Genomic DNA, 22,357 nt, shown 5'->3' with positions numbered 1-22,357 from the left:
CCCAGGGACCGCGCACGGCCGTCAGTAGTACACAGCGAGGGCACCGTTAGGGCCGTCGATGACGTGAACGGGTGTGTCAAAGATTCGGGTGAGCACGTCATCGGTCAAGATCTCAGCGGGCGTTCCGAACTCGGTGACTTGGCCATCTTTGACGGCGCAGATGTGGTCGGCGTAGTGCCCCGCGAAGTTGATGTCGTGGAGCACGATGATGATGGTGCGGCCGAGTTCTTGGGCGGCGCGCTTCAGGTGGCGCATCATCTGAACCGAATGCTTCATGTCGAGGTTGTTGAGGGGCTCATCCAGAAGCACGTATTCGGTGTCTTGCGCGAGCACCATGGCAACGTAGGCGCGTTGACGCTGTCCGCCTGAGAGCTCGTCGAGGTAGCGGTCTTGCAGGCCTTCAAGATTCAGAAAGGTGATGGAGTTGTTGATCGCAACCTCATCCGCTTCGGTCAGTCGACCTTGCGAATACGGGAAGCGGCTGAACCCCACGAGCTGACGCACCGTGAGGCGGGCGATGAAGTGATTCTCTTGCCGCAAGATCGCGATGATCTTGGCGAGGTCTTTCGACTTAGTCTTCGCGACGTCGTAGCCCGCGACTTCGATGTGGCCGGAGTCGATCCCAAGCAGTCGGCCAATCATCGTCAGTAGCGTGGATTTGCCCGCACCGTTCGGCCCTACTAGCGCGGTGATGCCGCCCTCTGGGATCGTAAGATCGACGGGACCAATGGTCACGTCGTGCCCATAGCTTTTGCCCACATTGCTCAGGGTGATCACAGTCGTCCCTTTCTCAGAATGACGATGAGGAAGACGGTTCCTCCGACAAGTTCAACGATGATCGAGACCACTCCTTGCGCGTAGAACAGGTTCTTCATCACGAAGTACGCTCCGCCCAACACCACAAACCCGGCCAACACCGCGATCGGAAAGATGTGGCGGTGGTCGTAGGTATCCGCGAATTGGTAAGCGAGCGTGGCGACCAAGAACCCAAAGAAGGTCATCGGACCCACGAGCGACGTCGAGACAGCCATCAGAATCGATACGAAGAACAGCACGCGCATGATCTCGAAGCGGTAGCTGATTCCTAGATTCGTGGCGGTGTCTGAACCCAGCGCAATGATGTTGAGGCGCTTACCCTGCGAGAGCAGCACGCTGCCGGCCACCAGACAGAGCACGAGCGAGATGGGCAGGTAGCTGGCATCCGCATTGGAGATGGAGCCGAACAGGCGGGCCGTCAGGATGTCGAACTCACTGGGCGTAAGCAGGCGCTGCATGAACGTCGACACTGCTCCCAGCCCGCCGCCGATGATGATGCCCACGAGCAGCATGATCTGCAGGTTGCCGTACTTTCCAGAAAGCAACCAGCCGTACAGCAGCAGCGAGAGCCCGACCATCAGGGCGATCTGAAGCAAGAACTGGGGGAGACCCTGCAGGGCGACGATGCCGCTGATACCCAGGAAGTACACCGCAGAGGTCTGCACCGCCACATACAGCGACTCGAAGCCCATGATGGATGGCGTGAGAATCCGGTTGTTTGTCACCGTCTGAAAACTCACGGTTGCGATCGCCTGACAGAAGGCCACCACGGCGATCACGATGACGTTGGTGGCGCGCAACTCAGCGATGAGCCAGAACCCTTCGGTGCCCACCGGCATCGGGTTGTTCCAGGCGAGCAGGCCGAACCCGATCGCGACAGCCAGCACACTCAGGATGCTGAGCAGCGTCCAGTATCGGCGTCGCGCCCGAAACGTGGGGAACGGCCCCGTCACGCCGGGCGAGCCAGCCGCCGTCTTTGCTGCTTTTACGGGCTTCGGCTTCTTAGGCGCCTTCGACAGCTTCACAAACCTGGGTTTCTTCGGGCTCTGAAGACTCGACTCCGAGTTTGTCGCCGACCCGACCGCGACGATCGGCGTCTCCTGAGCATCCACGGGACTATGCACGACGGCGCTGCTTCAACAGGAGAGCAATGAAGACGATCGCGCCCACGACACCCAAGATGAGCGACACGGGAACTTCGAACGGCATGATGATCGTGCGGCCGACGATGTCGCACACCGTCACGATCGCGATGCCCAGCAAACACACCCAGGGCAGGTTGCTGCGCAGGTCGTCGCCACGGAACATCGACACGATGTTGGGAACGATGAGGCCGAGGAACGGCAGATTGCCCACGACAACCGTCACCACTCCGGTCGCGACGGCAATGAGCGCGGTGCCGATGAGCAAAATCTGGTTGTAGTTCACGCCGACATTCGTCGCTATGTCTTGGCCGAGCCCCGCAACGGTGAGTCGGTCGGCGAACAAGAAAATCACAACAACGACGAGCGCAACGATCCAGAGCAGTTCGTATTGTCCGCGCATCACCGAGGTGAAGCTGCCGGCGAACCACACGGAGAGGCTCTGAAGCATGTCCGTGGAGAGAGCAATGTAGGTGGAGATGGCGCCGACCACCGAGCCGAGCATGATGCCGACGATCGGCACGATCAGCGATGAACGCAGGGTTACGCGGCGCAAGAAGAGGAAGAAGATTCCGGTGCCGATGAACCCGGCTACGACCGCTCCGCTCATACGGGCGAGGATGCTGGCTCCCGGAAAGAGGATCATGACGGTGAGCAGTCCAAGACCTGCCCACTCGGTGGTGCCCGTCGTGGTTGGTTCCACGAACCGGTTCTGCGTCAGCAGCTGCATCACCAAGCCGCTCATTGCCATCGCGGCGCCCGCGAGCACCAGCGCGATCGTTCGCGGAACGCGCGTGATGCCGAACATTCTTTGGCCGTCATCCGCCCCGAAGATGTCGTAGACCCCCGTGAACAGGGAGGCGATCAGCAGCAGCACAACGCCCACCGTCGCGAGCAGGAGTTTCCAATCGAAGAGGGTGGTCGTGTTGGCGGGCCGCCGTCGGGCCAGTGTTGACGTCATCCGTGAGTGAGGGTTTCTGATTGAAGGCCAGAACCGTTCGGTGCTGAAGATCGCCCGGGGGCACGCTTCAGCACCGAACGGCGTGAGCGACGCTAGTTCTTGGCTTCTAGCGCGTCAGCGATTGCGTTGAAGAACTCGGTGTACGTCTGGATGCCCTCGTTCGTGTACGTGTCAGCCGGCATGTAAACGAGGTTGCTTTCCTTCACCGCGGTGACGCCCGAGAGTGCTTCGGAGTTCTCAAGAACTTCGCTGCCCTGCACGTAGGTGGGGTCGTCGGCGAGAATCGCGGCGTCGCGGTCCATAACGAGAATCCAGTCGGGGTTGGAGTCAGCGATTGCCTCTACCGAGATGTCATCACCCTGGTGGTCTTCGCTGCTGTCATCGACATCCAGTGCGGCGGTGAAGTCGAAGAGGTCGAAGAGCGGGCCGAGGGTACGACCGACGCTGGGAGCCGAGTATCCGATCTCTCCACCCGAGGTGATTACAGCCATCACGGAGTCGTCAGCGTTGTATGCCGCGTTTACGCGCTCGATGGCGGCGTCGAAGTCAGCGTTCAGCTGTTCGGCCTCTGCCTGCTTGCCGAAGATCTCGCCAAGAACGGTGGTCTGGCGCTTGAGCTCGGTGTCAAAGGGCTCACCCTCGCGCGGGTCGAGCTCAACGATCACGGCGTCAGGTACGAGCTTGGCGAAGTCGTCGTGGTACTGCGCAAACCGCTGCCCGTTGATGATGACGTCGGGCTGGACGGCAACGACAGCCTCGAGGTCAGGCTCGCCGTGGTTGCCCAGGTCGATGATTGAGTCGTCCTGAGTGTAGGAGATGGTGCTCGGCATCAGCGCTACGGCGGCGGCGCTGAGCTCGATGCCCCACGAGGCGAGAGTCTCGAACGTGCGGTTGTCAGTGGCAACGACCGAAGTGAACGGCGTAGCTACGGTCTGGCTGCCGTTGTTGTCCTCGAACTGAACGGATGCTTCTGCTCCGTCTGAATCTGCAGCTTCAGGCGTCGCGGTGCTGCAGGCAGCAAGCGCGAGAGCCAGTACTCCAACGAGTACTCCGTGCCGGGTTCGTGAAAAGTTCATGATGTCCTTAGTTATTTCGGATGACCGAAAGCGGTCGGGCGTAAAAACGCAACACCCGCTGCAGCGAGTGTTGCTTAGGTAAGCCTAACCTTAATAAAGACTGGGAGTCAAAGGGCTTCGAGTGAAATTCTGAACTCCGGGCGCGCCACAATTATTGCCGCGCTGAGCCAACTCTCGGCGGCTGGTCAGAACGGGAGGAGGCTAGTGCCCGGCTTCGCGATCTTGTTCGTCGAGATCGAGGAGTTCGTTCTTGTCGGGGCGCACCGCGAGGGTGAGCATCGCGATAACGACCAGCGACACGATGAAGGCAACACCGGCAAAGATGAGGCCGAGCATCAGGTCGCGGGTAGCCATGAAAACCACCAGTCCCGTGAACAGCCCGAAAACTGCGGAGAGGCCGAGCATCTCTGCGGGGCGCGTGCGGTCACGCTTGTCTGGGGTAGTCACTGGTCCTCTTTCTCTTGCACGGCTGCCGTAACAGCATCATGATCGGTTGTGCTCCACTTGAGCGAGAGTGCAGCAATCACTAGGTACACACCAAGGATGGCCCAATAGGCTCCGAGAAGTCCGACCACCACGATGGATGCCGTGAGTTCACGGTCGATTCCATCCGGCCCAGTAAAGGGTTGGCTGAATCCCGGCGGCACGAGCAGCACTACGAGGGCGAGCAGCGCGGTGAGGCTGCCGACGAAAACCCAGTCGCGCGATGATGCGTCGCGGCTGCGGCTGCGCAGCCCGAGGTAAAGCTCGATGAATCCGGTGATCGCGGCGAACGCGGTCAGCAGGAAGACGAAATAGGCTTGCCCGCCGTTCGACGCAATGAAGGCGGCGATGGCGGCAGCGATCGAAAGGACGCCCTGGGTAATCGTGAGGTTGCGCCCGATTCCACGGTGCGTGGAGAGCACGCTCGCAGTCAACAGCACGGCACCGACGATAAGCGTGTAGCTGGCCAGCGTGACAAGCCCGAGGCGCGATGAGTGATCGGCCGAGAACGTGATGACGACTGCAAGGGCCAGAGCGGGAATTGCGCGAGCAAGCGGAACGTACCACGCAGTGGATGCAGGCAGCGGCTCAGTGTGAGCACTAGTCAAGCGATCGCCTTCTTTCTGAACAAGCGGGTGCCTCTAGTCTAGGCGGCTCGCGGCGAAGTGCTCTCAGCGAGCCGACTACGACCCTGGCGGCAGGTCGACGAACCGCGAGAAGTGACCGTGGAAGCCCACGGTGACGGTGCGTGTTGGTCCGTTTCGGTGCTTGGCAATGATGAGGTCAGCTTCACCGGCGCGAGGGCTATCTGCTTCGTAGGCGCTTTCACGGTGCAGCAAGATCACCATGTCGGCGTCTTGCTCGAGCGATCCTGATTCACGAAGGTCGGAGAGCGCAGGCTTCTTGTCGGCTCGCTGTTCAGGACCACGGTTCAGCTGAGAGATAGCGATAACCGGAACTTCGAGTTCCTTGGCGAGAAGCTTGAGAGCACGCGAGAACTCACTGACCTCTTGCTGACGTGATTCGACTTTCTTACCGCTTGTCATGAGCTGCAGGTAGTCGATGATGACCATGCGCAGCCCGACTTTTTGCTTGAGCCGACGGCACTTGGCCCGGATCTCAACGAGGGTCATGTTGGGGCTGTCATCGATGTAGAGCGGTGCGTCGTTGATGCGACCACGCGTCTGAGCGATGGTGGTCCAGTCGTTGGCGTGCACGGAACCCTTACGCATGTGCTGCAGTGGAACACTGGCCTCGGCCGACAAGAGTCGCATAGCGATTTCGCTTCGACCCATTTCGAGCGAGAACACAATGGACGGCAAGTCATGATGGATGGATGCTGCGCGAGCAAAGTCCAAACCAAGAGTCGACTTACCAATAGCTGGTCGCGCGGCCAAAATGATCAGCTGGCCGGGGTGTAGTCCGTTGGTGAGTTCATCGAGCTCAGCAAAGCCGGTGGGAACACCGATCATCTGGCCGTCGCGGCCGCGCGCTGCTTCGATTTCATCGATGGCGCTTTCGACGGCCATCGTGAGGGGAACGTAGTCTTCGGTTTCGACGCCGCCGGTGACGGAGTAGATCTCGGCTTGGGCGTTGTTGACGAGGTCGAGAACTTCGCCCTCACTCGCGTAACCCATCTGAACGATGCGGGTTCCTGCCTCGACAAGGCGACGCAGTACAGCTTTCTCCGTAACGATGGTCGCGTAGAAGCCGGCGTTGGCTGCGGTAGGAACTAGGCCCGTGAGCGTGTGGAGGTATTCGACTCCCCCAGCGCGAGAAAGCTCTCCGGTTTTGGTGAGCTCGTCGGTGACGGCGATGACATCGGTAGGTTCACCGTGCGAGTACAGAGTGAGCACCGCGTTGAAGATCGTCTCGTGCTTGGGAACGTAGAAGTCCACGCCGCGCACGGTTTCGATGACGTCGGCAACAGCATCCTTGCTCAGGAGCATTCCGCCGATGGCACTTTGTTCGGCAAGGAGGTCGTGTGGGGGAACGCGATCGCCTCGCGAGCCGCCACGAGATTCGCCGGATTGGCGATCGTCGCCGGCAAGGCCTAGATGCGCAATCGACATGGTTTTCCTCCTAGTGGGGCAGCCCTATTTATACGTGCAGCCCCTGACACTCGGGCGTGCTCCAGAGCGAGTCCCGCTTCAAGGCTGCTTCACCTTACGAAGGGGAATCAACTACCCACAACTGGGGTTGTGGATAACGTTGTGCACAACTCGGACGAAACGCCGCAAGCCGTGTGAACAAACTGTGGAAAGTCCTGTGGAAACTACAGCAAATAGTCTTGTAAAAGCATCTCTGACCAGCTCTTTTACTTTTCACACACAGTGTGTAGAAACATGTCTAAAGTGAAGATTGAGGGTTCCATATTTTTCTTAATCCTGTGCACAAAACCCTTGACAAGTGGGCTTAAAGCACAAGGACGGCGAGCCGATTGGCCCGCCGTCCTTGTCTTAAAACAGTTACTTGCTAGCAACCACCTGAAGAGTGATCGTCGCAACGATGTCGTCGCGCAGACGGATCGTAGCTTCGTGATCTCCCACAGACTTGATTGCCGAGGTGATCTCGATCTTGCGCTTGTCGATGTCGCCAAGTCCAGCAGCGGCAACAGCATCCGCTACGTGTGCGGGCTTGACCGAACCGAACAGTCGTCCACCCTGACCAGCCGTCACAGTGAGCTTGACCTTGGTCGCTTGGAGGCGAGCCTTGAGGTCCTGCGCTTCTTCGAGAGTGGCGTGCTCACGCGATGCGCGTGCTGCCTTGATGGATTCAACCTGCTTTTCGCCACCGCGAGTCCACGCCACGGCGAAGCCCTGGGGGATGAGGTAGTTACGAGCGAAGCCGTTCTTTACGTCTACAACGTCGCCAGGCGCGCCGAGACCGGTCACTTCGTGAGTGAGAATGAGCTTTGACATGTCGGTGGCTCCTTAACGGCCCGCGCCGGCGTAAGGCAGCAATGCCATCTCACGGGCGTTCTTGACAGCCGTGGCGATGAGACGCTGCTCCTGAACGGAAACACCGGTGATACGACGAGCGCGGATCTTTCCACGCTCGGAGATGAACTTACGAAGCGTTGCGACATCCTTGTAGTCGATAACGCCTACGCGGATCGACTTGGCTGGTGCGGCGTTCTTGCCGTCCTTGCCTTTGCGGATGGGCTTGCGGCGGTCGCCGCTGCTCTTTCCTGCCATGAGTGTTACTTCTTTCTGTAATTAAGATTGAGCGCCGAGGGCCTAGAAAGGCGTCTCGTCGGAGTAGTTACCAGGGGTGTTCCACACGTCGCCCGAGGATGCGGCAGGAGCGCTAGCTGCCCACGGCTCTTCGTTTGACTGGCCGCCACCGTTGTTCTGCTGAACTCCGCGAGGAGCCGAGCTGTCACGGGGGGCGCGGGTGATCTGCGTCGTTGCATAGCGGAGGCTGGGACCGATCTCGTCGATCTCCAATTCCATGCTCGTGCGCTTTTCGCCCTCTTTGGTTTCGTAGGAACGCTGACGAAGTCGACCCTGCGCAACAACGCGGGTTCCCTTGGTCAGTGAGCTGGCAACATGCTCGGCGAATTCACGCCAGCAGGAAGCGCGGAGGAATAGTGCTTCTCCGTCTTTCCACTCGTTGGATGCTCGATCGAAGGTGCGCGGCGTTGAGGCAATGGTGAAGTTAGCTACGGCAAGTCCACCCTGCGTGTAACGCAGTTCGGGATCTGCCGTGAGGTTTCCCACGACCGTAATGACTGTCTCGCCGGCCACGGTTACTTAGCTTCCGCTTCAGCCTTGGCGTCAGCAGCGGGAGCAGCCGGAGCTGCGGGAGCCTTAGCGTCTGCAGCAGGAGTCTTTGCCGGAGCAGCAGCCTTGCGAGCAGCCTTCTCTTCAGCAACCTTCTTGGCAGCAGCTACCTGAGCGAACCCAGCTTCTGCACGCAGCACCTTGGTGCGCATGACAGCTTCGCTGAGTGAGAGTTGGCGGTCAAGCTCGTCTGTCGACTTGCTCTCTGCGGTGAAGTTGACGACGGCGTAGATGCCTTCGGTCTTCTTGTTGATCTCGTAGGCCAAACGACGGCGACCCCAAATATCGATGTTATCGATGGTGCCACCGTCATTGCGGATGACATTGAGGAACTTGTCGAGACTGGGAGCCACGGTACGTTCGTCGATCTCTGGATCGAGGATAACCATGAGTTCGTACTGATGCGTCACAAACCCACCTCCTTCGGACTTAAACGGTTACAGACGGTCTGTAACAGGAGGGTGTTGACGTTCATCCGACCGCACGAAAGCAGTCAGACAACCTGCCTAGTGTAGTTGCTTGGCGGGTCAATACTCAAGATGACCATTAAAGCGACGCTCAGGAGCGCTCAGTCCACCACGTCCGCAGCCGCTTTTCGGCTTCGTCGGCCCCCAATGGTCCTTCGTCGAGGCGCAACTCAAGCAAGAACTTGTAGGCCTCGCCGACCGCACGGCTCGGCTTGAGGCCCAGTATTTCCATGATCTGTTCGCCATCGAGATCGGGGCGCACTGCGGCGATCCCCTCCGCTTCGGCGATCGCCGCAATGCGTTCCTCGAGATCGTCGTACGCAAATGACAACCGGTCAGCCTTGCGCACATTGCGGGTCGTGACATCCGCCCGAGTAAGGATATGAAGACGCTCAAGCTGGTCGCCAGCATCCCGAACATAACGACGCACAGCCGAATCGGTCCACGCACCCTCGGTGTAGCCAAAGAATCGCAAGTGCAACTCGACCAGACGCACAACAGAGTTGATGGTCTCTTTGTCAAAGCGCAGGGCACGCAGTCGCTTAGTCGCAAGCTTCGCGCCAACAACATCGTGGTGGTGGAAGGTCACCACACCACCGCGCTCGATCTTTCGCGTCGACGGCTTACCGATGTCATGCAGCAGCGCCGCGATGCGCAAGATGAGGTCGGGGCCCTCAATGGTAGGGCGGCTCTTCTCGAGATCGATTGCCTGACGCAGCACGGTCAAGGAGTGTTCGTAAACGTCCTTGTGGTGAGCATGCTCGTCCACTTCAAGTTTCAGAGCGGGGATCTCGGGAAGCACCTGATCCGCAAGGCCGGTCTCGACCATCAACCGGATGCCCGGAACCGGGTCATCCGTCTTCAAGAGTTTTGTCAGCTCGTCGCTCACACGCTCAACACTCACGATGTCGAGCTGCGGAGCAAGTTGCTTCATCGCCGCGACGGTCGTAGGGGAGACCGTGAAACCCAACTGTGACGTGAAGCGGGCAGCCCGCATCATCCGAAGCGGGTCATCTCCAAAAGACACCTCAGGGGAACCCGGGGTCGTTATCGTCTTGCTGAGGAGATGTTCGACGCCACCCCAGGGGTCAACCAGAACGCGTTCGGGCAAACGGAGCGCCATCGCGTTCACGCTGAAGTCACGGCGTTCCAAGTCTTTTTCGAGCGAATCTCCAAACGCCACCACGGGTTTGCGCGTCTCGCCGTCATAGCTATCGGCGCGATAGGTCGTGATCTCCACCGTTTCGCCGTCGATGCGGGCAGCGATGGTGCCGAAGTCCCGCCCAATATCCCACTGAACATCCGAGATCGGCTTCACGAGCCGCATGATGTCATCGGGGTTCGCGTTGGTCGCAAAATCAAGGTCGGTGACCTTGCGGCCCAGGAACGCATCCCGCACGGGTCCACCGACAAGCGCGAGTTCGAAACCCTCGGCAGCGAATCGCGCCGCTAGGGTGGCTACTGGCTTAGAGTCGGCAAGTTTGTCGAGACTCTCGATCGCGTGGGCAACACTCTCCATGGTGCGACTAGTTTCGCACGTGCACCGGATGAATTTTGCTCGCTTGTGATCAAACCACCCACCATTCAGGCAAGGACGAATAAACTCACACCATGCTGGCTGAGCGAGAGTACGGGGTTTCCCGTTGCCGATAAGAGTCTTCAGTGCCGCACTGGCACTCGGTCTCGGGCTGACACTTGCCGCGACCGGAGCGAGTGCCGCCCCTGCCGAGAGCCGTGTGTCGGCCCTCACCCCGGCGTCCGCGGCTACAAACGTTGCCGTAATAGCACCGATGACGGTGCCTTCCGGCGGCGGTGGAATCCTTGACGCTGAGACGCTCGCCGAATACACCGCGCCTCTGGGGTTGCTCACTCGTCAATTGGATGCCGTGGCTGGTAAACCAATTGCGATCGCTATTGATCCGATGATTGTGGCTTCCATTCGCGTGCTGGGCACGAGTGCTCCTGAGTCTGCGCGTTCCTGGCTGGAGCGGTTGTCCCTCGTCAGCAATGACGTGGTGCCCCTGCCTTACGGAAATGCGGATGTCACTCTCGCGTCTCAGGGCGGTTTAGCTTCGACTCTTGAGCCAATTTCCTTTGACTTTGCGCTGGATGCGGCAAATTTTGCTGACCCCGATGCGACCTCTGATGACCCCGCACCCACAGCCTCCGCTAACCCGATGGATACAGGGGTTGATGAGGTCCCCGAGTACCCGACCACGGAGCAAATCCTCGGGTGGGACTACGCGATCGATGGCTTCCTTCGGCCCCGCACCGATACCGTTATTTCGAGCGATCTTGCCGCTTTCACCGAGAGTGGCTACAGCTCAATTGTGCTGTCATCGACGAATGTTTCACGAAAAACCGGCGCAGGAGCAGTAACCAGCATCGATGGTGTCACCGCGTTGGTCTCTGACGCGAGTGCATCCGCTGCGATGGATGTCGCGCTCGGTTCGACACTTGACCGGGATGTCGCTGCCGCCGATATAGCCCTTACACAGACCGTGCTGGCAGCTGGCGCGGCTCAAACTGCAGCAACAGCATCCGTTCTCATTTCTATTGACCACTCCTTGGAAGTCAGTTCGGCTCGCCTCGATGCGGCTCTCAACACGCTGAGCGCTAGCCCGTCGATCACGATGGTGTCGCTAACCGAGCTGGCTCGTGACACACCGACTGCCGCCACAATCGTCGATAAGCCTCAGCCGGAATCGCGACTCGGCGATGCCACTCGCTTGCTGGCGGCAGCGCAACAAGAGCGGTCGTTCTTCTCCATCGCAGAAGACCCCGAGTCACTCGTTGCCGAGCGCCGGTTGGCTCTCCTCGACGTGCTCGGCACGATGCCCAGCGACGACCCGGCCGACTGGCTCACCGAGGTAAACCGTTTTCTTGTGGATTCGCGTGATCTTCGCTCTGCTGTGAGCGTTGTCGAGGCAAGCAATTTCCTCCTCGTTGCCGACAACGGCTTCTTACCTGTTTCTGTGAGCAACGATCTCAATCAGGCAGTCACCGTCTACGTCACCGTTGATCCGCGAACGGGGCTTCTCGCCGTCGGAGATTCTCGAGTCGAGCTTCGAATCGAAGCTAACTCGCAAGCAAAGGCAGATGTCCCCGTTCAATCGCTTTCCAACGGTGTTGTCGATGTAGAAATCAGCCTCACGGGTGGCAATGGTCTGAGCGTTGGCACAACCAAGGTCAGCGAAATAAACGTGCAGGCGGGATGGGAAACTCCCGTTGTTCTCTCGTTCGCCGTGATCGTGGCTCTGGTCTTCGCCGCAGGCCTTATTCGCAGCATCGTTCGTCGCAGAAAGCCACAAGATGACTAATCAGCCCGGTCCCGAAGCCGAGCCAGAGCCAGGCGTCCCCTCTGCTTCAGTGGGTCTGCCTGACAACAAGACCTCAACGATTGGCCGCGCGAGTGCGCTGCTGGCCTCCGGCACCTTTGTGTCGCGCATCTTGGGCTTTCTGAGTGCGGTCTTGCTCGCTCAGACGCTCGGAGTGATCGGCAATGGCGCAGACGCTTATGGCATTGCCAATCAACTGCCGAAGAGCGTCTACGCAATCGTCGCCGGTGGCATGTTGAGCGCTGTCATCGTGCCTCAGATTGTTCGCGCTGCCCTCCATAAGGATGGCGGCCAGAAGTTCATCAACCGCCTCGTCACTCTCGGCATCGTCATCTTTGTTCTGGTGACGGTCGCGGCAACGTTGAGTGCTCCCGCGCTCGTTGATCTTTATACCCAGACCAGCGAGACGTTCGGCGCCGAAGAAGTGGCCCTCGCGACCGCCTTCGCCTATTGGTGCTTACCTCAGATTCTCTTCTACGCGCTGTACTCGCTCTTCGGTGAGGTGTTGAACGCCCGCGGTAAGTTTGGGCCATTCACGTGGGCTCCTGTCGCCAACAACGTCGTCATGGTCACGGGCCTCATCGTTTTCCAGTTCATCTTTGGCAGCGCCGACGGTTTGCCGTCCACCGAGTGGACGCCCGACATGATTGCGCTGCTGGCCGGCAGCGCAACGCTCGGCATTGCTGTGCAGGCAGCCCTCCTTGCGTACTTCTGGCACCGCGCGGGCCTGCGCTACCGTCCCGAGTTCCAGTGGCGTGGTGTTGGTCTGGGCAACGCGGGCAAGGCTGCTGCGTGGACGTTCGGGATGATTCTGGTTACTCAAGTCGGCGCCGTCGTCGAAACCAACGTCGCCTCCCTCGCCTCTGGCAACGCCTCTGTCTTTGCCATGAGCACCGCCTGGCTCATCTTTATGCTCCCGCATTCGGTAATCGCTGTATCAATCGGAATGGCCTATTTCACCCGGATGAGCGGGCATGCGAGGGACAAAGACCTCGTCTCGATGCGCACAGATGTCTCCTCCGCGCTGCGTTCGATCCTGATGTTGCTGGTCTTCGCGGCGATTGGCCTCATTGTGATTGCCTTCCCCTTCAGCGCCCTCTTCGGCAATGATCACGAGCAAGTTGTCTCGCTGTCGGGCGTTCTCATGATCTATCTTGTCGGTCTGGTGCCCTTCAGCATGATGTACGTTCTGCAGCGCGTGTTTTATTCGTTTGAAGACACCCGCACGCCGTTCTTCCTGCAGAGTTTTCAGGTGGTTCTTTACATTTCTGCTGCGTTGTTCGTCTCGACGTTTCCCGTGGAACGTATCGCTATGGGCCTCGCCACTGCGATCACGATCTCCGGAACCATTCAAACCACGGTCGCGCTATTCGTCATCCGCAAGCGCGTTCCAGGCTTTGAGCTGCTGCCGTTGCTGCGCCGCTTGCTGTGGTTTGCGGCGGCGATGATTCCGTCCGCCGGGGTCGGCTACGGCATCCTGATGTTGCTGGGCGGATTCGGTGAAGGCTCGTTCGTGGTCTCCGGCTTTGCTGGTGGCTTCGCTTCGATCGCGTTGGCCGGCACCGGCATGCTCGCCGTCTATGCCACAGTGCTGGCTCTCACGAAGAATGACGAATTCTTCGCGTTCGTTCGCCCGATCATCGCCCGCGTTACTCGACGTTAGCTGGCGCAGCTATTCAGCTTTCTAGCGGCAACAAGTGAACTGTTTGTGCCTCCGCTACGAATATTCAGTAACTGGACACCCGCCACAGACACTCGGAATACTCCATAGCTAGGATGTGTTGAATCGGGTAGTCACAATCCCAAGGAGACACAAAAGTGCGTCAACTCATCATCATCGGCTCCGGCCCCGCCGGTTACACCGCGGCGATCTATGCGGCGCGCGCGAATCTGGCGCCGCTCGTGATTGCCAGTTCGGTCGAAGCTGGTGGCGAACTCATGAAAACGACTGAGATCGAGAACTACCCAGGGTTTGCCCAAGGCATCCAGGGTCCCGATCTCATGATCGAGATGCAGAAGCAGGCGGAGCGTTTCGGCGCCGAAATCGTTCTTGACGATGTCACGGATCTCCAGCTCGACGGTCAAGTCAAGAAGGTCACGCTCGGCAATGGCGATGTGCACGAAGCCCTTGCTGTCGTCTTCGCGACCGGTTCGGCGTACCGCAAGCTAGGGCTGCCCGATGAGGAACGCCTCAGCGGCTACGGCGTCTCATGGTGTGCAACGTGTGACGGTTTCTTCTTCCGCAAGAAGACGATTGCGGTCGTGGGTGGGGGAGACTCTGCGATGGAAGAAGCAACGTTCCTCACCAAATTTGCCGACAAGGTTTATGTCATTCATCGCAAGGACGAGCTGCGCGCTTCTAAGGCGATGCAGGAACGTGCTTTTAGTGATCCGAAGATCGAGTTTGTCTGGAACAAGGCCGTAACCGGCATCACCGGTTCCGAGCTTGTTGACGGCATCGACCTCACGGACACTGTCGATGGCTCTACTTCGCACCTTGACGTCAGCGGGCTATTCATTGCTATCGGCGCCGACCCCCGCACACACCTCGTGCATGGTCAGCTCGACATCAACGCTGATGGAACAGTTGCTGTGGATGGTCGTTCCTCTCGCACCAACATCACCGGAGTGTTCGCAGCCGGCGATGTAATCGACCCCACCTACCGCCAGGCAGTAACGGCCGCCGGTTCCGGCACCGTCGCTGCCCTCGATGCCGAGCACTACCTCGCATCGCTCCCTCGCGAACTCGTCGCCAGCGCTGTACAGCCCGCTCGAGTCAGCGAGTCTGACGAAGAAGCCGCCTAAAACACCGCTCCTTCGTCCGTTCTCCTCAACGTCCCACTGAACAAAGGAATTATCAATGTCAGCAGCAACAGAAGTAACCGACGCCAACTTTGAAGAGCTCGTCCTCAATTCAGAAGACACCATCATGGTCGACTTCTGGGCGGAATGGTGCGGCCCGTGTCGCGCCGTTGGTCCGATCCTGGACCAGATCGCCAGCGAGAACTCCGACAAGATCAAGATCGTCAAGCTCAACGTCGACGACAACCCCCAAATGGCCATGAAGTACCAGATCACCTCGATCCCCGCCATGAAGGTCTTCAAGGGCGGCGAAGTCGTCAAGACCGTTATCGGCGCGAAGCCGAAGCCCGCGATTGAAGCAGACCTCGCGGAGTTCTTGGCGTAAAGCTCAGTCTCAGCCGAAAGCCTCCGGCATCCACTATTCGGTGGGTGTACGGAGGCTTTCGTATTTAACACCGGTCAGGCGCTCCGATTCGACCCAGAGTTTGCGGGCATCGACTTCGGAATGCGAGGCCGCGTTCGATTCGACCAGCACTGGCGCCCCGCTGTACTCCTTACGTCCGCCTGGCCCGAAGAAGTCGCCACCGTGCGCTTCAGGGTCTGTTGCGGCCCGTAGCGTCGGACGAGCGCCTTGCTTGGGGGATTGGATGCCCAGAAAGACGAGTGGCTTGAGCGGACGCAGGTACCAGCGATCAAAAAGATGGTCGGCAAGGCCCGTTCCTGCCGTGCCCGGATGCGCCGCGACCGAGATTGCGTCGACACCAGTTGCTTCGAATTGTCGTTGAAGTTCGTACGCAAAGAGCAGGTTGGCGAGCTTGGAGCGACCATAGGCTGCGCGCGGTGTGTACGAGCCGTTCTGGAACATCAGATTTCCGAACTCCATGAATCCCCACCGATGGGCGACGCTGGAGAGACTCACGACGCGTGCGCCGGGGGTCGAGCGGATGAGATCAAGGAGGTGCCCGGTGAGCGCGAAGTGTCCGAGATGGTTCGTGCCGAGTTGCGATTCAAAACCATCGATCGTGAGCTGAGCATCCGTCATCATAATCCCGGCATTGTTGATAAGCAGGTCAAGTTGGGAATGTTTCCCGTGAAACTTCTCGCTAAAGTGGCGAATCGACTCGAGATCGGCCAGGTCAAGCAGCACTGTTTCGAGGGATACGCTGCCAAGATCGGCGGTCAGCGCCGCGACAGTGGCCTCGGCTTTGTCTTCGCTCCGCATCGTCATGACAACGTGCGCGCCCGCCTTCAGTAGGGCACGACTTGTCTCATACCCTAGGCCCGAGTTGGCGCCGGTCACGATCGCGACCTTTCCGCTGAGGTCTCCGATGTCCGCCTCTGTCCAGTCTGTACGAGCGTTCACTATGGTTCTCGATTTCTTCATTAGCTGCCGGCGGCAGTGGTGGTGGTGCGTGGACGTTGCGGGAGCCGGGTTCTCACGTCCGGGGGAGAGGCATCGAATTCAATCACGATTAGCTCCACGTCAGCCCACTACCGTAGTTCGGAGCGGAGCTGCGATCCGCTTGACGTCGCACCACGCAATCATTGCTCAGTTTTAGCTCAGAACCCTCAAACGCCTATTATTTAAAGTCAACCGAACGGGACGACCGATGACAACACAGCCAAACAACCTCGACCAGTGGTTCGACCACTATGCCGATCGCGCCTCAGGCCTTGCCGCCTCTGAAGTTCGAGCGTTGTTTGCCGTGGCCTCACGCCCCGAAGTTGTTTCTCTCGCTGGCGGTATGCCTTATGTGTCCGCGCTACCGCAAGACCTCGTCACCGAGTCGATTGATCGAGTAATGCGTGACCGCGGTCCTGCGGCCCTCCAGTACGGTTCCGGCCAGGGGCTTCCGGCTTTACGTGAACAGATCCTCGACGTTATGGCGTTGGAGGGCATCCGCGCCAGTGTTGATGACGTTGTCGTCACTACGGGGTCCCAGCACGCCCTCGAGCTCGTAACGAAGCTCTTTATCAACCCTGGCGATGTCGTCATCGCCGAAGGTCCGAGCTACGTCACGGCAATGGTCGTGTTCAAGTCGTTTCAGGCCGAAATCACCCACGTCGAGATGGATGAATTTGGTCTTGTTCCAGACTCACTACGTTCCCATATCGCCGCAGTGCGCGCTGCGGGCAAGACAATCAAGTTTTTGTACACCGTTCCGACGTTCAGCAACCCTGCAGGGGTGACTCTGAGCTGGCAGCGTCGGCTCGAAGTGCTCGAAATCGCGCGCGAGAACGGCATCCTCGTGCTCGAAGACAACCCTTACGGCCTTCTGTACTTCGACGGTCCACCACCTCACGCCATGCGCTCCGTTGAAGAGGATGGAGTCATCTATCTGGGCACCTTCTCGAAGACCCTCGCCCCGGGGTTCCGTGTTGGCTGGGTTCTCGCCCCTCATGCAATTAGAGAGAAACTCATTTTGGCTAATGAGGCGGCGGTTCTCTCGCCTAGTTCTTTCACGCAGAACATCATCAGTGAGTACATGAGCGTCGCCGATTGGAAGGGCCAGATCGACACCTTCCGTGGCGTGTATCGTGAACGCCGCGATGCGATGTTGGATGCTCTCGGTGACTATCTTCCCGACCTGGAGTGGACAGTACCCAACGGAGGTTTCTACATTTGGGTAACCCTGCCAGACAACCTCGATTCCAAGTCGATGTTGCCTCGTGCTGTCAAGGAACTTGTGGCCTACACGCCGGGTACAGCCTTCTACGCGGATGGCAACGGACGCAGCAACATGCGGCTGTCTTTCTGCTATCCCACGCCAGACTTCATTCGCGAGGGCATCCGTAGGCTCTCGACGGTCATTAATGGAGAACTCGAATTGCTGAACACGTTCTCTCAGACAGCTCCGCTGACGATTGCTCCTCCTGCTCCGTCAATGATCAACCCTCCAGCCAACCTCAGCTAGGACATCATGAACGCTTCATCCACCCGCGTGCTAGTTCTTGCCGGCGGAATCTCCCATGAACGAGATGTGTCGCTCCGTTCAGGTCGGCGTGTCGCTGATGGCCTTCGGGCTCAGGGCAAGATCGTTGAGCTGCGTGACCCGGATGCCTCCTTGCTTCCCTATCTCCGCGATTCCAAGCCCGACGTGGTGTGGCCAGCGCTGCACGGTGCGAGCGGAGAGGACGGAGCCCTTCGTGGGCTTCTCGACCTCATCGGCATTCCCTACGTCGGCTCGCGGGCAGACGCAGCACGTCTCGCGTGGGATAAGCCAACCGCGAAAGCACTAGTTTCTCGCGTCGGAGTTCGCACTCCACTGTCGATCGCCCTGTCTCGTGACTCGTTCCGCGAACTGGGTGCTCACAGCATCTTGGATGAACTGGCCGATGAACTGTCGGGGGAGTTGGTCGTCAAGCCAGCTCAAGGTGGTTCAGCTCAGGGTGTTTCGATTGTGACGGATCGCGCGGATCTCCCCAGTGCCATGGTCAACGCTTACAACTATTGCGATGTCGCGCTCATCGAACAGCGCATAACCGGTGTTGAGATTGCGATCGGAGTGCTTGATAGCGGTTCGGGCCCAGTAGCGCTACCCGCCGTTGAGATCGACCCTGTCGAAGGAGCCTATACATTTGAGGCTCGTTATAATGCAGGTCAGACCCGCTTTTATACTCCTGCCCGCATCTCTCAAGAGCATGCAGAGCGCGCCGCGGAATCGGCCCTCGCGGCCCATTCGGCACTCGGGCTTCGACACCTTTCTCGCGTAGATCTCATTGTCGATGGCGCCGGCACACCCTGGTTCCTCGAAGCGAACGTGCTGCCCGGGCTCATGGAAACCTCGATCATGCCTCAGGCTCTGATAGCGGCCGGCCACGATCTGGGCTGGGTTTACGCCGCACTTGCCGACACCGCTATGGAAGGCTAGGCACCTTCTCCGCTTCCCACCGATACCGCGTGCCGGTCAGGCACGTGTATTTAAGTTGCGCTCAGCGTCTAATTGTCGCCCCAAAAACAGCGGTCGGGATGTTTCACGTGGAACATGCGCGCGTCTGACTCGCTGAATCACGGAATGAGCTGATTCTGCTCCTTCGGCATAGAGCGCGCTCACCCAGTGTGGGGCCGACGGGTCTGCTGCACGGATAGGTGACATCTGATCTGGCTTGCCTGCGGGCGGGCCTGGAAGGATGCCATTGTGGCTAAGCCCTATCCGAAAGAGTTCCGCGACGATGTCGTTCGTGTTGCGGAGAACCGTGATCCTGGGGTGACGGTCGAGCAGATCGCGCATGACTTCGGGATCCATCCGATGACGCTCACGAAGTGGATCACGCGCTCGCGTGCCACTGAACGGGCTGCCAAGTCGGGGTCGTTGTCGCCTGACGATCGGGATGCAGAGTTGCGTGAGTTGCGGCAACGGAACCGGCTGCTCGAGCAGGAGGTTGAGGTGTTGCGTCGCGCGGCGGCGTATCTGGGGCAGGCGCATTTGCCGGGAAAAGGTTCTACCCGCTCGTGACAGAGCTCGCCAGTGACGGGATCCCCGTGACGGTGACGTGCCGGGTTCTCAAGCTCTCCCGCCAGCCCTACTACCGGTGGCTGAAACAGCCAGTGTCGAACGCTGAGAGGGTGCAGGCGTATCGCGCGAACGCGTTGTTCGATGCCCATCGGGACGACCCCGAGTTCGGCCATCGACTGCTGGCCGACGAGGCTCGCGAACATGGCGAGCCGATGGCTGACCGGACCGCGTGGCGGATTGCCTCGCGCAATGGTTGGTGGTCCTCGTTCGGCAAACGCAGCCGAGGCAAGGGCAAGAAGGCAGGGCCTGCGGTTCACGATGACCTCGTGGGTCGAGATTTCACCGCTGACGCTCTGAACCGGCTCTGGCTGACCGACATCACCGAGCACTGGACGGGTGAGGGAAAGCTCTATCTCTGCGCGATCAAGGACGTGTTCTCGAACAAGATCGTCGGCTACTCGATCGACTCGCGGATGAAGTCGAGCCTGGCGGTCAACGCGTTGAACAACGCGGTCGCTCGCCGCGGTGACGTCGCGGGCTGCGTGATTCACAGCGACAGAGGCAGCCAGTTTCGAAGCAGGAAGTTCCTTCGCGAGATCAGCCGCCACGGCATGGTCGGATCGATGGGGCGCGTTGGCGCCGCCGGCGACAACGCCGCGATGGAATCGTTCTTCAGCTTGCTGCAGAAGAACGTCCTCAACCGGCGCGCCTGGCGAACCCGCGACGAGCTGCGCATCGAGATCGTGACCTGGATCGAGCGGACCTATCACCGACGCCGACGCCAACCCCGGCTCGGCCGATTGACGCCAATCGAGTTCGAGGCCATCATGAACACGCCAGCCACCCAGGCTGCGTGACTACACACTGTCACCTATCCGTGCAGCAGACCCGACTAGCGACTAGCGACTAGCGACTAGCGACTAGCGACTAGCGACTAGCGACTAGCGAAGTTTCACGTGAAACATACAGATCACGTGTGTCAGCCCTCGACTATTCAACACGCCACGGCAGGGCTGAGCGGGCGAACCTTTACGTTCGGTCGCAGCGAATTGAGACCCCCGCACGACGCGACGGGGTTCACTAACAAGGAAAATCGTATCGAGGTGAGATCCCAGACGTGGGGGAGTCAACTCCATACGTATCTAGGAGTTGAAGCCGTTGTCGCCGAGCTCTTCGAGAATACGGTTCAGGTCGGCTACCGTCGCGAAGTCAATGACGACTTGTCCCTTGCTGGCGCCGAGCGTGACCTTGACGCGAGTGTTGAGTCGATCTCCGAGTCGCTCCGCAATTTCATCCAAGTGGCCTTGCTTTTTACCTCGAGAAGGCTTGGAACGAGCAGGCTTGGTCGAGAGAGAGCCCGCGGCTGCTTCTGCCGCCCGAACTGAAAGCTCTTCATTGACGATCTTCTCCGCCAAACGTTCCATTCCGGCGCTGTCAGGAAGCGACAGCAGCGCCCGAGCGTGACCGGCTGTGAGAACTCCGGCAGCCACACGGCGCTGAACGCTCTCAGGAAGACGCAAAAGACGCATTGTATTGGTGATTTGTGGCCTTGACCGACCGATGCGCTCAGCTAGCTGCTCTTGAGTAATTCCGAAATCGGCCAGTAGCTGCTGGTAGGCCGAAGCTTCCTCGAGCGGATTGAGGTTAGCGCGATGAAGATTCTCGAGCAGTGCATCGCGAAGCATGTCTTCATCAGCGGTGCTCTTAATAACCGCCGGGATCGAAGCGAGCCCTAGGTGCTTGCTCGCGCGAAGGCGACGTTCTCCCATGATGAGCTCGTACTGAGGGTTTCCCTCGGTTGCTCCCACAAGGGGGCGAACCACGATTGGCTGGAGAACTCCGATTTCGCGAATCGAGACAATGAGCTCTTCTAGCTCTTCTTGACGGAACTCAGTCCGTGGCTGACGAGCGTTCGGAACAATATCGAGAGGGGAGAGGTTCGCGAGACGCGCACCGGGAACCGATCGAAGTCGTTCGGGAACCGAATCGCCACCAGGGAAGAATACGTCTACGGGCCGCTGCTCGTTCTCGTCAGTCGAGGGAATCAACGCGCCAATTCCCCGACCCAACCCAGTACGTTTTGGTGCTGCCATTATTTAGGTGCTCCTCGATGTGCAATCTCCGCTGCCGCTTCAAGATAGGAAAGCGATCCAGGGGAGTTCTGGTCATAGCTAATAACACTCTGGCCGTAGCTAGGTGCCTCAGAAATGCGGACCGAACGCGGAATGACGGTCGTCAATACCTGATTCGGAAAGTGCTCCCTAACGTCATCAACCACTTGATTGGCGAGGTTGGTCCGAGAATCGTACATCGTCATAAGAATCGTAGAGACTCGGAGTCGGGGATTGAGGTGTCGCTCGATCAACTTGATGTTGTTGAGCAGCTGGCTCAAACCCTCGAGAGCGTAGTACTCGCACTGGATAGGAATAAGAACTTCCTGAGCAGCCACGAATGCATTGATAGTGAGAAGACCCAAAGACGGCGGGCAATCGATAAAGACATAGTGGAACGGCTCAGGTGCTTCCGCGAGAAACGTATCAAGTGCGGATCGGAGTCGTTGCTCCCGAGCGACGAGCGAAACAAGCTCAATCTCGGCACCAGCAAGATGGATCGTGGCCGGAACACAAAACAGCGCTGCGAATTCAGGGCTCTTCTGCACGACATCGGCCATCGCAACATCGTTGATCATTACGTCATAAACGCTCGCGGTCTCGGATCGATGTTCCACCCCAACCGCAGTGGATGCGTTCCCTTGAGGATCGAGATCAATTACTAGTACGCGAGCGCCAGTGCGGGCGAGGGCAGCAGCGAGATTCACCGTCGACGTCGTCTTACCCACACCACCCTTTTGATTGGCGACCGTGAAGACACGGGGCTGAGAAGGGAGGGGAAGCGAGGCCGAAGCAACTGCTTGCCGACGACGGGTGAGATCCGCGATTTCCCGCGCAAGCGGCGTGGATTCATCGAACGATTTGCCTTGTTCGTTGACTTCGCTTTCGGGATGTTTCACGTGAAACTTTCTCTCAGACT

22 protein-coding genes are annotated in these 22,357 nt (G+C 59.1%); 7 read left to right on the top strand and 15 right to left on the bottom strand.

The features are described 5' to 3' along the window. Nucleotides 1-21 precede the first annotated feature (21 nt). The 12 genes from AACZ26_RS01460 to AACZ26_RS01405 form a co-directional block, all read right to left on the bottom strand. Nucleotides 22-777 (bottom strand): ABC transporter ATP-binding protein, encoded by a 756-nt coding sequence (locus AACZ26_RS01460; protein WP_100387805.1) that lies wholly within the window; start codon nucleotides 775-777, stop codon nucleotides 22-24. Continuing rightward, nucleotides 774-1,769, bottom strand: a complete 996-nt coding sequence (locus AACZ26_RS01455) for an iron chelate uptake ABC transporter family permease subunit (protein ID WP_339620611.1) — start codon at nucleotides 1,767-1,769, stop codon at nucleotides 774-776. The genes AACZ26_RS01460 and AACZ26_RS01455 overlap by 4 nt, the downstream gene beginning before the upstream one ends. A 163-nt stretch (nucleotides 1,770-1,932) precedes the next feature. Further along, on the bottom strand, nucleotides 1,933-2,919 hold the full coding sequence (locus AACZ26_RS01450; RefSeq protein WP_339618557.1) for an iron chelate uptake ABC transporter family permease subunit: 987 nt from the start codon (nucleotides 2,917-2,919) through the stop codon (nucleotides 1,933-1,935). Nucleotides 2,920-3,011: 92 nt separating this feature from the next. Continuing rightward, nucleotides 3,012-3,995, bottom strand: a complete 984-nt coding sequence (locus AACZ26_RS01445; RefSeq protein ID WP_339618555.1) for an ABC transporter substrate-binding protein — start codon at nucleotides 3,993-3,995, stop codon at nucleotides 3,012-3,014. A 201-nt stretch (nucleotides 3,996-4,196) separates the two neighbouring features. After that, entirely contained in the window at nucleotides 4,197-4,442 is a 246-nt protein-coding gene (locus AACZ26_RS01440; protein ID WP_100387801.1) for a hypothetical protein, read from the bottom strand. Then, nucleotides 4,439-5,086, bottom strand: coding sequence for a DUF308 domain-containing protein (locus tag AACZ26_RS01435; RefSeq protein ID WP_339618554.1), 648 nt, complete (start codon nucleotides 5,084-5,086; stop codon nucleotides 4,439-4,441). Before AACZ26_RS01435 ends, AACZ26_RS01440 begins: the two co-directional genes overlap by 4 nt. A 75-nt stretch (nucleotides 5,087-5,161) precedes the next feature. Then, nucleotides 5,162-6,550, bottom strand: a complete 1,389-nt coding sequence (dnaB, locus tag AACZ26_RS01430) for a replicative DNA helicase (RefSeq protein WP_339618552.1) — start codon at nucleotides 6,548-6,550, stop codon at nucleotides 5,162-5,164. A 396-nt stretch (nucleotides 6,551-6,946) separates the two neighbouring features. Beyond that, on the bottom strand, nucleotides 6,947-7,399 hold the full coding sequence (gene rplI / locus AACZ26_RS01425) for a 50S ribosomal protein L9 (RefSeq protein WP_339618551.1): 453 nt from the start codon (nucleotides 7,397-7,399) through the stop codon (nucleotides 6,947-6,949). A gap of 12 nt (nucleotides 7,400-7,411) precedes the next feature. Next, nucleotides 7,412-7,675 (bottom strand): 30S ribosomal protein S18, encoded by a 264-nt coding sequence (gene rpsR / locus AACZ26_RS01420; RefSeq protein ID WP_009773575.1) that lies wholly within the window; start codon nucleotides 7,673-7,675, stop codon nucleotides 7,412-7,414. A gap of 42 nt (nucleotides 7,676-7,717) precedes the next feature. Further along, complete coding sequence (locus AACZ26_RS01415; protein ID WP_100387797.1) at nucleotides 7,718-8,227, bottom strand: single-stranded DNA-binding protein; 510 nt, start codon at nucleotides 8,225-8,227, stop codon at nucleotides 7,718-7,720. 2 nt (nucleotides 8,228-8,229) lie between these two features. Then, entirely contained in the window at nucleotides 8,230-8,673 is a 444-nt protein-coding gene (gene rpsF, locus AACZ26_RS01410) for a 30S ribosomal protein S6 (protein WP_339618549.1), read from the bottom strand. Between the two features lie 148 nt (nucleotides 8,674-8,821). After that, nucleotides 8,822-10,249: a CCA tRNA nucleotidyltransferase gene (locus AACZ26_RS01405; RefSeq protein ID WP_339618548.1), complete on the bottom strand. Its 1,428-nt coding sequence runs from the start codon at nucleotides 10,247-10,249 to the stop codon at nucleotides 8,822-8,824. Between the two features lie 124 nt (nucleotides 10,250-10,373). Between AACZ26_RS01405 and AACZ26_RS01400 the strand changes: the two genes are divergently transcribed. From AACZ26_RS01400 to trxA, 4 genes are all read left to right on the top strand, one after another. After that, entirely contained in the window at nucleotides 10,374-12,050 is a 1,677-nt protein-coding gene (locus tag AACZ26_RS01400) for a DUF6049 family protein (RefSeq protein ID WP_339618547.1), read from the top strand. Further along, on the top strand, nucleotides 12,043-13,731 hold the full coding sequence (gene murJ / locus AACZ26_RS01395; RefSeq protein ID WP_339618546.1) for a murein biosynthesis integral membrane protein MurJ: 1,689 nt from the start codon (nucleotides 12,043-12,045) through the stop codon (nucleotides 13,729-13,731). The genes AACZ26_RS01400 and murJ overlap by 8 nt, the downstream gene beginning before the upstream one ends. Before the next feature lie 155 nt (nucleotides 13,732-13,886). Further along, nucleotides 13,887-14,873: a thioredoxin-disulfide reductase gene (trxB, locus tag AACZ26_RS01390; protein ID WP_339618544.1), complete on the top strand. Its 987-nt coding sequence runs from the start codon at nucleotides 13,887-13,889 to the stop codon at nucleotides 14,871-14,873. Nucleotides 14,874-14,928: 55 nt separating this feature from the next. Continuing rightward, the gene (gene trxA, locus AACZ26_RS01385; protein WP_339618543.1) at nucleotides 14,929-15,255 is read left to right on the top strand and encodes a thioredoxin; all 327 of its coding nucleotides are present in this window, start codon (nucleotides 14,929-14,931) and stop codon (nucleotides 15,253-15,255) included. A gap of 33 nt (nucleotides 15,256-15,288) precedes the next feature. Here trxA and AACZ26_RS01380 read toward each other — a convergent pair whose 3' ends face one another. Further along, nucleotides 15,289-16,233: an oxidoreductase gene (locus AACZ26_RS01380; RefSeq protein WP_339618542.1), complete on the bottom strand. Its 945-nt coding sequence runs from the start codon at nucleotides 16,231-16,233 to the stop codon at nucleotides 15,289-15,291. Nucleotides 16,234-16,480: 247 nt separating this feature from the next. Between AACZ26_RS01380 and AACZ26_RS01375 the strand changes: the two genes are divergently transcribed. The 3 genes from AACZ26_RS01375 (at nucleotide 16,481) to AACZ26_RS01365 (ending at nucleotide 20,184) form a co-directional block, all read left to right on the top strand. Next, nucleotides 16,481-17,785 carry a PLP-dependent aminotransferase family protein gene (locus tag AACZ26_RS01375; RefSeq protein ID WP_339618540.1) on the top strand — a complete coding sequence of 435 codons (1,305 nt, stop codon included), beginning with the start codon at nucleotides 16,481-16,483 and terminating at the stop codon, nucleotides 17,783-17,785. A 6-nt stretch (nucleotides 17,786-17,791) separates the two neighbouring features. Next, a complete protein-coding gene (locus AACZ26_RS01370) occupies nucleotides 17,792-18,742 on the top strand; it encodes a D-alanine--D-alanine ligase (protein ID WP_339618538.1) in 951 nt (316 codons plus the stop codon). 267 nt (nucleotides 18,743-19,009) lie between these two features. Beyond that, nucleotides 19,010-20,184 (top strand): IS3 family transposase gene (locus tag AACZ26_RS01365; protein WP_339618537.1). Its coding sequence is split into 2 segments (ribosomal slippage): nucleotides 19,010-19,303 and nucleotides 19,306-20,184, totalling 1,173 coding nucleotides; the frame shifts between segments, so codons are not numbered across the junction. Between the two features lie 285 nt (nucleotides 20,185-20,469). Here the strand turns inward: AACZ26_RS01365 and AACZ26_RS01360 are convergent. Together AACZ26_RS01360 and AACZ26_RS01355 are read right to left on the bottom strand one after the other, a co-directional pair. Next, complete coding sequence (locus AACZ26_RS01360; RefSeq protein WP_339618536.1) at nucleotides 20,470-21,420, bottom strand: ParB/RepB/Spo0J family partition protein; 951 nt, start codon at nucleotides 21,418-21,420, stop codon at nucleotides 20,470-20,472. Further along, the gene (locus AACZ26_RS01355; RefSeq protein WP_339618534.1) at nucleotides 21,420-22,337 is read right to left on the bottom strand and encodes a ParA family protein; all 918 of its coding nucleotides are present in this window, start codon (nucleotides 22,335-22,337) and stop codon (nucleotides 21,420-21,422) included. Before AACZ26_RS01355 ends, AACZ26_RS01360 begins: the two co-directional genes overlap by 1 nt. Between the last annotated feature and the right edge of the window lie 20 nt (nucleotides 22,338-22,357).

Origin of the sequence: uncultured Salinibacterium sp. (assembly GCF_963974405.1) — a bacterium.
Taxonomy (GTDB): domain Bacteria; phylum Actinomycetota; class Actinomycetes; order Actinomycetales; family Microbacteriaceae; genus Rhodoglobus.
Note: the sequence above shows the minus strand (reverse complement) of the source record. Positions and strands in the feature narration are given on the sequence as shown.